The organism is Blautia sp. CAG:257 (genome assembly GCF_000433815.1).
In the GTDB taxonomy this organism is placed as follows: Bacteria; Bacillota; Clostridia; order Lachnospirales; family Lachnospiraceae; genus Blautia_A; species Blautia_A caecimuris.
The window spans coordinates 839-1,155 of the sequence record NZ_HF999109.1 but is presented as its reverse complement, the minus strand read 5'-3'; the positions used below and the strand labels follow the sequence as shown (position 1 = coordinate 1,155).

Annotated in this window: 1 pseudogene; it reads right to left on the bottom strand. The window is 43.8% G+C overall.

The window, feature by feature from the left end:
• Positions 1 to 317: pseudogene (locus QVP40_RS12185) on the bottom strand (efflux RND transporter periplasmic adaptor subunit); the annotation flags it as partial.

Here is a 317-nt window from a genome sequence, read left to right as displayed (position 1 = left end):
ACCTCTATGTAGTCATCGGAGCTCAGACCGGTTTCAATATTCTTTCTGGCGATCACTCCGTCCTCAAGAACGTAACAGAAAGATCCCTGTTTACCGATATTCACAACCTCTGCCGGAAGAACAAGAACATCTTCTGCCTTATCTGCCTGAATGGTAACCTTTGCATCTACCCCAAGAAATACGTTTTCATCCGGATCATCAATTCTTACTCTTGCGGAAATCAGAGAAGCTCCCTTTTCATTCTGTGTGGCAATATGGCTGACAGATGTTACAGTTCCCTTATATTTCTTTCCTGCAAGAGTGATCTCTGCCTTCTG